The organism is Staphylococcus sp. HMSC62A08 (genome assembly GCF_001839105.1).
In the GTDB taxonomy this organism is placed as follows: Bacteria; Bacillota; Bacilli; order Staphylococcales; family Staphylococcaceae; genus Staphylococcus; species Staphylococcus caprae.
The window spans coordinates 245,265-253,158 of sequence record NZ_KV840027.1 but is presented as its reverse complement, the minus strand read 5'-3'; the positions used below and the strand labels follow the sequence as shown (position 1 = coordinate 253,158).

General features: G+C 34.7%; 7 protein-coding genes. All 7 read right to left on the bottom strand.

All coding sequences use genetic code 11. The features are described from left to right. Positions 1-149 precede the first annotated feature (149 nt). On the bottom strand, positions 150-1,691 hold the full coding sequence (gntK, locus tag HMPREF3264_RS01970) for a gluconokinase (RefSeq protein WP_070871753.1): 1,542 nt from the start codon (positions 1,689-1,691) through the stop codon (positions 150-152). A 24-nt stretch (positions 1,692-1,715) separates the two neighbouring features. Next, positions 1,716-2,396 carry a GntR family transcriptional regulator gene (locus HMPREF3264_RS01965; RefSeq protein ID WP_070871752.1) on the bottom strand — a complete coding sequence of 227 codons (681 nt, stop codon included), beginning with the start codon at positions 2,394-2,396 and terminating at the stop codon, positions 1,716-1,718. Between the two features lie 141 nt (positions 2,397-2,537). Beyond that, positions 2,538-3,266, bottom strand: coding sequence for a MerR family transcriptional regulator (locus tag HMPREF3264_RS01960; RefSeq protein ID WP_044466777.1), 729 nt, complete (start codon positions 3,264-3,266; stop codon positions 2,538-2,540). Between the two features lie 97 nt (positions 3,267-3,363). After that, positions 3,364-4,236 (bottom strand): alpha/beta fold hydrolase, encoded by an 873-nt coding sequence (locus HMPREF3264_RS01955; RefSeq protein ID WP_070871751.1) that lies wholly within the window; start codon positions 4,234-4,236, stop codon positions 3,364-3,366. 295 nt (positions 4,237-4,531) lie between these two features. Then, the gene (locus HMPREF3264_RS01950) at positions 4,532-5,230 is read right to left on the bottom strand and encodes a GTP pyrophosphokinase (protein WP_070871750.1); all 699 of its coding nucleotides are present in this window, start codon (positions 5,228-5,230) and stop codon (positions 4,532-4,534) included. 152 nt (positions 5,231-5,382) lie between these two features. Next, complete coding sequence (locus tag HMPREF3264_RS01945; RefSeq protein WP_037541658.1) at positions 5,383-5,796, bottom strand: DUF2188 domain-containing protein; 414 nt, start codon at positions 5,794-5,796, stop codon at positions 5,383-5,385. Between the two features lie 75 nt (positions 5,797-5,871). Further along, positions 5,872-7,800: an FUSC family protein gene (locus HMPREF3264_RS01940; protein WP_070871749.1), complete on the bottom strand. Its 1,929-nt coding sequence runs from the start codon at positions 7,798-7,800 to the stop codon at positions 5,872-5,874. Positions 7,801-7,894: the final 94 nt, after the last annotated feature.

The window sequence follows — 7,894 nt, the reverse complement described above, 5'->3', positions numbered from 1 at the left end:
TATTTAATTTCATGAAAATAATTAAAGTAAGTAATATAACAATTCCTAATACAACACTTATGAGTGGCCAAATTTCTCCAAACATAACATTCCCCTTCTTTCTCTTTTAATGTCTGAGTTGCAAGTTATATGGTTAATTGGCATTGCGATTATTCATTTATATGTTCTCGTTGGAAATTCGCAATTTCACTATAATTCACTGTCATAGAGCGACTAATGTTGATAAAGATTTTTACGAGTTTCTGGTAAATAGCAACTGTGTCCTTTTCTGGATGATGTGCGTTCGTTGTGCCCACCATTTCTTCAATTATTGAGAAATCCTCAATCTCGCCTAATGCTTTTAATCCAAGTACACATGCACCTAAGCATGAGCTTTCATAACTTTCTGGCACGATAAGATCTGTATCAAAGATATCTGCCATCATTTGACGCCAAATTTCACTTTTAGCGAAACCACCTGTCGCTTTGATCGTACTTGGTGTTTCGTTCATCACTTCGATTAACGCAAGGTAAACAGTGTATAAGTTATAAAGTACACCCTCTAATGCTGCGCGTATCATGTGTTCCTTTTTATGGGAAAGGGTCAATCCAAAGAATGAACCTCTTGCGTCTGCATTCCATAGTGGCGCACGTTCACCGGCAAGATATGGGTGGAAGATAAGCCCTTCTGCTCCTGGTTTCACTCGACTAGCGATTTGAGTTAAAACATCATATGGGTCAACGCCTAATCGTTTGGCAGTTTCTACTTCGCTAGCGAGTATTTCATCTCTAAGCCATCTGAGTATAACGCCACCGTTATTCACTGGCCCGCCAATTACGTAATGATCTTCATCAAGCACGTAGCAGAAGATACGCCCTTTCTCATCAGTACGTGGTTTATCGATAACCGTACGAATTGCACCAGATGTTCCGATAGTGACTGCTACTTCTCCATTTTTGTAGCTATTCACCCCTAAATTTGATAGCACACCGTCACTTGCACCTACAATGACTGGTGTATTTTCGTCAATGTCCATGAGTGTGGCATAACGTTTTTTCATTCCTTTTAAAATATGAGTAGTTGGATCGAGTTCAGGTAATTGTTCTCTAGTAATACCTAATAATTCTAGTGCTTCTTCGTCCCAATCTAATTGTTCAAGGTTAAACATGCCTGTCGCAGATGCCATTGAATAATCGATGACATATTTTTCAGATAATTGGTAGAAGATGTAAGTCTTAATATCCGCAAATTTTGCTGTTTGGTTATATATTTCAGGTTGTTCGTGTTTCATCCAAAATATTTTTGATAATGGTGACATTGGATGTAACGGTGTACCAGTTCGTTGATAAATATCGAAGCCGTTGTGGTCATTTTCAATTAAATCTGCATAACGACTCGCACGATTGTCCGCCCAAGTGATATTCTCTGTTAAACGCTTATTTTGTGCATCCATAGCTACTAAACTATGCATTTGAGCACTAAATGAAATTAACTTAATATCTTCTTTCGAGACACCCGCTTCTCTAACGATATATTTCACAGTCATTAATACGGCATCGAATAATTCATCCGGGTTCTCCTCTGAGACATCTACATTGGGAGTATGTAAGTCGTAGCCTATATTATGTTTCATTATGAACTTTCCGTTTTCATCGTAAAGTACTGATTTCGTACTTGTCGTACCAATATCTACACCAATCATGTACTTCATTATAGGTCCCTCTTTTCTATTTCATTAACGTAACCAAAAGCCTTCAATATCTTTTCCAACGTCATCGAAGTTTAAGTGAAACGCTTCTCTTAGTTTTTCAGAATCATACTGTTCTATCGCATCTATAAATACTTGGTGATTACGATGGATGCGTTCGAAATCTTGCTTGTCTGTATCCATTCGATGTCTCATTGATAGTAAAATGAGTGATTCCATGACTGGCTTTAAGTGGTTCCAAAATGTCTTTAAATACTGATGATTAGACGCAAAAATCATGACTTCATGAAATTCAAAATCATGCTTGGTAAAAGCTTCTGCATCCTCAAATTGTACAGAGACTTTCATCATCTCCAGTTGCTTCTTCATTTCTTTAGCGATTGATTGTGTATCCTGGTCTTTTAACCTTGAAAATGCGAAAGATTCAAGCATTAAGCGAAGGTCATACATTTCTCTCCTTTCTTGTTCTCCAAATGGCAACACTTGTGCGCCCATACGTTCAAGATGAATCAGCTGATCAGTTTGAAGTAATTTGAAAGCATCCCTTACTGGAGAACGACTTACATTAAATTGCTTTGCAACTTGATTCTCTGTAAGTAATGTGTCAGTAGTAATTGCACCACTTACAATACCAAGTCGTATTTCGGCTGCAATTGATTCTCCTGTTGTTAAACCTTCTAACCACTTTTTAGGATAACCATAAGTCATGTTTCCACCCCCAAAGTCGAACGACTTAACTTGTATACAAGTATGTTAATATACGAAATTTATAATTGCAAGCGCTTTCTTTTAGTTTTGACTACTACGAACGATAAAAAACCCCAACGCAAAGTTACGTTGGGGCTTGTATTAACATTGTTCTTCATTTTTTGGAACTTCGATACAAAAGTGTGTTTCATGACAATCTGGACATGTGAGCTTTCTAGTTTTAGGCGTGTGTTGTGCTTTAATAAAGTCTAAAGTTTTAGGATTAAATACATTTTGGCAATTAGGGCATAAATAAGACACATTGTTTTTGTAGTAATACGTTAATACGAGCGCATATACGATTGTCACTGGCGTCACTGATAAGAATGGTTCTTTCTCTTTCGTGACAATAGAAGCAACAAGTCCAGTGTATTGAATGATTCCTACTATCCCAGTGGCTAGCCATAATTTCTTTCTGATACTTTTTAAATTTAATGATTCTTTCATAATATGATCTATGTCATATAAATGTGTAATTGGAGAAATTGATGTCTTGTTAAAGTATTTACGAACTTCTTTAATTCTTTTGACTACATTTTCTTTTCTGCTTATGTCTTGTTGTAGTTCATCCTCTTTCACTTTTAACATAGAGCTAAGTGTTTTGAGTGTTTCTTCATTTCTCAATAATAACTTGATGTCTTTGAGTGAGCACCCTAATTCTTTAAGTACAATAATAAGTTTAAGTTTTTTAACTTCTTCGTCCGTGTAAACGCGCCGATTTGCATCTGACATCTGACTTGGTCGCAAGATTCCTTGTCTATCATAATATTGAACAGTTCGTACTGAAACATGACATCTTTTAGCTATATCTCCTGTTGTATAAGTTGACATAGATTTTCACCTCCTAATCACACTTTATTAAATGACGTTACGTCACTAGCAACACCTTTTATCAATTTTAAGACGCCCTACCGTCTTATTTTTTTAATTAACTTGAAATCCAATCCTTAATGTGATCTACTACGCCTATTTGATCTTGAGAATTGGTTTCCAGAACACTTGGAAAATCTATATGTCCTATGCCAGGATAAATAATTTCTTTTGTTTCTCCGCCAAGTTGTTTAAACTTTTCAAGTGTCGCTTGCGAATCTGTATAGGGAATAATTTGGTCCTCTTTACCAGACATAAATAATATCTTAGGAAACTGTCTAATCTCATCAATATCTGGTAGATAATCTGTATTAATAGTGTAAATGATGTCAGTAATAATCGTCTTAATTGGTGCTACAAATTGAATAAGATCTAATGCATTTTCCTTATGGGCATAGATTGTTTTATCTAATATGTATTGAGGCAAATTCTTTACAGCTTTCACTTCATCTTTTAATGTATCTCTTTTACTATTTCTTGTAAAAAGACGGGCCAACATACTTGCATCAGGAGTGATTTTAGCAGCACTATGTAAATAAATCATATGAGTGATTGGGAGTGTATTATATTTAAGCAACCTCGTTGCTATCATGCCACCCATAGAATAGCCCACTACACTTAATTTTTGAATGTGTTGTTCTTCAACGACTTGAGTTAAAACGTCATAAATACGTTCCGAATAATCATCAAGTGTATGTGAATCTCTATCTAGTTGTGAACTTTTACCTCTACTAGGACAATTGACGAATATCAATTGATATTCTCTGAAATAAGGTTCAAACATCGTCATAATTTTATATGTTAATAATGCCCCATGAATGAACACAATCACATCATCGGATTTTGAGTTGCCTGCAAATGCGACTTCACTATACTCATCTTTAAATTGTTTAAGTGGATAAACCTTAGTTGTAAAATTCTCTTTAATCATAAAAAACCTCGTTATTCTAATATCAATTAAAATTATAATATCATATAAGTTCTTTTCATATAATTATTGTAATAATAAATTAAATATTTATTCAAATTAAGCACAAAAAAGGGAGCGAGACAGAAATATAATTTAACAAAATTAATTTCGTTGTCTCACCCCGGCAAGGATGGCTAGGATTGAAAGAAGCTTGATATAAGCGCACTTTCAATCCAGACATCTACTGCCAATATATCAAATGAGCTTCTTTTAATAATACTTTGAACATTTATCAAAGCGACTTTATATCTCCAGTTTACTCTTTATTCGAGATTTCAGAGTGTATTTGCTGCATTTTACTTTCGACATTTGTAATGTCAGTTGCGCATTGTTCAAGTAATCCTTTATATTTTTCAGTGTCAGCGTCATTCTTATATCGAATCTTATGTTCTAAACTTGCCCACATATCCATACCTATCGTACGAATTTGAATTTCTACAGGTGTGACTTCTACAGAATCTGCTAAAAAGACTGGAATCGATACAACAATATGCAAACTGCGATAGCCATTCTCTTTAGGATGCTCAATATAATCTTTACGCTTCAACAACGTCACATCTTCTTGTTTTAGCAACATTTTTTCAATGACATAAATATCATCAAGGTAGTTACATACAACTCGAATGCCAGCAATATCCATAATATTATCTTTGGCACTCTGAGCACTTACTTCTAAACCTTTTCGATTCAGTTTATTTACTAAACTATGCATTTCCTTTACGCGTCTTTCCATGTGATGAATCGGGTTGTGTTTATATTGATGATTAAAATTCTCGTCTAAAATACTGAGTTTCGTACTAATTTCCTTTAAAGCAGAGGAATACAAATGGTCTAATTCCACAAATCCTACTAGTGTATCGAAAGCAGCATCACTATCTTGAAATTGAGTTAAACTATTTTTAAATTCATTTCTTAAATCTTCGACATATAATGAAGGTTTTCTTTCTACGTACATACTTCTCGACCTCCGTTTTCTATACACCCTCATTATATCGAAATTAAATTTAAGAGAGAAACGTTAGCCCATCATACTTTAGTTTTATTGCCATAGAACTACGAAAACCGTATAAGCACGCAGCCTATACGGTTTAAATTCATTCCACTTATTTATTCGTCTTTTTTATGTTCGATGACTTTAGTGTTTTTGTTTTCAGCAATTTCATTAGCACGTTGAACAGCATCTTGTTTCTTCTCAAAAGTATCTGAAGCTTGCTTTGCATCTTCAGTCTTCACTTTCCATTCATCATCTTCAAAATAGACATGGATATTTTCTTCATTAAGTTTCGGATTCGCAGATTGATCTTTCTGATGCTCCGTAATATGTTTGTTTTTCAATTCATCTAATTCTTCTTTAGATGCATCTTTGTACCATTTTTCAGCTTGTTGTGTAGCAATTGGAACTACGTCGCCTTCTTTATAGCCATCTTTCAACATGGCATTACCAATATCAATCGCTTTTTTACGTTCAAGTTCATCAAAGTTCTTCCAACTTTGCGGATAATCATTCATTGTCCAAGGCATCGTCATACCTCCTCAATTATTTTTGTAGATATTTACCACTAAAATATAAGATTGAAACAGAGTAACATACGAGAACTAATGTGCACCTTCTTCACTATGCGTAATATCTTTACGTTGTTCGCTACAATTTCGTTGGATATTCATCAATGCCGCACGAATATAATTATATTGAGGTAAATGACTCATCTCTTTCATATTTAAGTCCGTTTGGAGTTGGAAATGCTTAGCAATGTTTTCAAATACGACAAGATATTCACCCATTTGTTGATCATCTATCGTTTGTCTATGTTTATTATTCATCGCACGTTCTAACATAAAGCTGATCTCTTCTAATGCGAAGATACTAGGATAATAATAACGTACTGCTTCTTTATTACTGAATAGTTCCCCATTTGCTGAGTTATACATTTGCGTCACATTACTAATTTTTACTGATAAATTTAATTTTTCAACTTTATCGCGGTCGTTGTTTTCTTGTTTATTTTCGGAAAATAAATAATGAAATAAAATACTTTCTTTACGAACGAGTTCAGCAATTGCACTTGGCAACATGGATGACGCTGTTCTACGAGCTAGGAAAAGAATGCCCAGAACTGCAATAATAATACCTACAAGTACATCGATAATACGTGTGTAAGCAATCTCAATACTTAAGTTTTGAGATGCTAAGCCGTTTAACATAATGACTTGGATTGTAATGAAGATAACAGCAAATGCATAGTTCGATGCCACAAATGCTTCCGTCATGAGTGCTGAAACACTCATAATCAATATAGCGACAACTGGGTTAATATTAAATGCAAGTATTCCAGACAATACGATGGCACCAACTATGGTTCCGAGTCCTCTTGCAAGTGAACGGTCGAGTGTTCGAATTGTAGTCATATTACTTAACATGACTGTATGCGCTGTTAAAGGCACCCAGTATGCTTTCTGTATATTAAATGCCAGTGCTATAAAAATCGCGATCCCCATAATCACCGTATATTGTAAGGCGTTTCTGAAGACGATTGAATCAAACGTTAAGTTTTGATATATACGTTTACTATATAATGGCTTTCGAATATCCGCTTCATATTCAATGTGATGTTCATTGGCGTGAATCATTTCATCTATTTTCAAAATATGATTCATAAGATTTTGGAATTCTGGTGCCACATCAACTGTTTTTGTCCAAGGTCGAAGTTGTTGTGGGTATCTTACATTTTTAATAATATAATCCATCATTTCTACTAAATCTTCAGGTAATGGTCGGATATTTTTCTCATTTAATTCTAATAGCTCTGAATAAATCCCTTGTGCTGATGTATGCAGTAAAATCAATTTTTGGAATCTATTACTTAAATTACCGTTCCCACCTGATGTAGAAGTGATTAATAACTTTTCAGAAGTTCTAAATTCCGTTACAGCGTTACGTGCATATCTCTTAAATTGTTCTGCATCGTTAAAATGATGTAATAAATTATGAAGTGTCTTAAAGTCAGCTTTAATCGCTCGATCTTCGGCCTTCTCCTTTGTGAAAAAGATGGTTAAAAGTACAGTGATTGTAGCTAATATACCACCAATAAAGATGGCTAATCCACGAATGAGCGCTTGGTCAGGCGCAACTGGCAAATTAATGGGTAAACAAAATGTTACTAAAAAGAATGTTGATGATGGACCAGCGAGTTTAAGTGCATTGAAACTATAATAAGGCACCGCAACCACAATTAATAGTAATAAGCCAAATAAAATAGGCTGTGTCACAGTCAATGTGCCTAATATCATACAAACTGTAAACGATAGCACACATATGATGACGGTTCTAAGCATAGACTGCGGAGACCCTTTGAAGACATAGATATGGGCAAGTGTACCAGTGGAAATGAGCAACCCAAAACTTGGGAAACCACATAGATAACCTATCAATGCAGGTAATACCATAAGTAGACCTTGTCTTATCCCCTTAAAATAATCTATCTTTGACGTATCAAAGCGAATCAAAGAATTCAAGATTTGATTCATTTTTTACCTTCCTTTCTAAAGCATTCCCTAAATTAAACACAAAAAAGAACGGAACATATGAAGTATTTCTAATATTGTTCCGCTCGTCGTAAAC

Excerpts from the sequence above, each read along its gene's own strand:
- HMPREF3264_RS01940 (WP_070871749.1), bottom strand. The coding sequence starts at position 7,800 with ATGAATCAAATCTTGAATTCTTTGATTCGCTTTGATACGTCAAAGATA.
- HMPREF3264_RS01945 (WP_037541658.1), bottom strand. The coding sequence starts at position 5,796 with ATGCCTTGGACAATGAATGATTATCCGCAAAGTTGGAAGAACTTTGAT.
- HMPREF3264_RS01955 (WP_070871751.1), bottom strand. The coding sequence starts at position 4,236 with ATGATTAAAGAGAATTTTACAACTAAGGTTTATCCACTTAAACAATTT.
- gntK (WP_070871753.1), bottom strand. The coding sequence starts at position 1,691 with ATGAAGTACATGATTGGTGTAGATATTGGTACGACAAGTACGAAATCA.
- HMPREF3264_RS01960 (WP_044466777.1), bottom strand. The coding sequence starts at position 3,266 with ATGTCAACTTATACAACAGGAGATATAGCTAAAAGATGTCATGTTTCA.
- HMPREF3264_RS01965 (WP_070871752.1), bottom strand. The coding sequence starts at position 2,396 with ATGACTTATGGTTATCCTAAAAAGTGGTTAGAAGGTTTAACAACAGGA.
- HMPREF3264_RS01950 (WP_070871750.1), bottom strand. The coding sequence starts at position 5,230 with ATGTACGTAGAAAGAAAACCTTCATTATATGTCGAAGATTTAAGAAAT.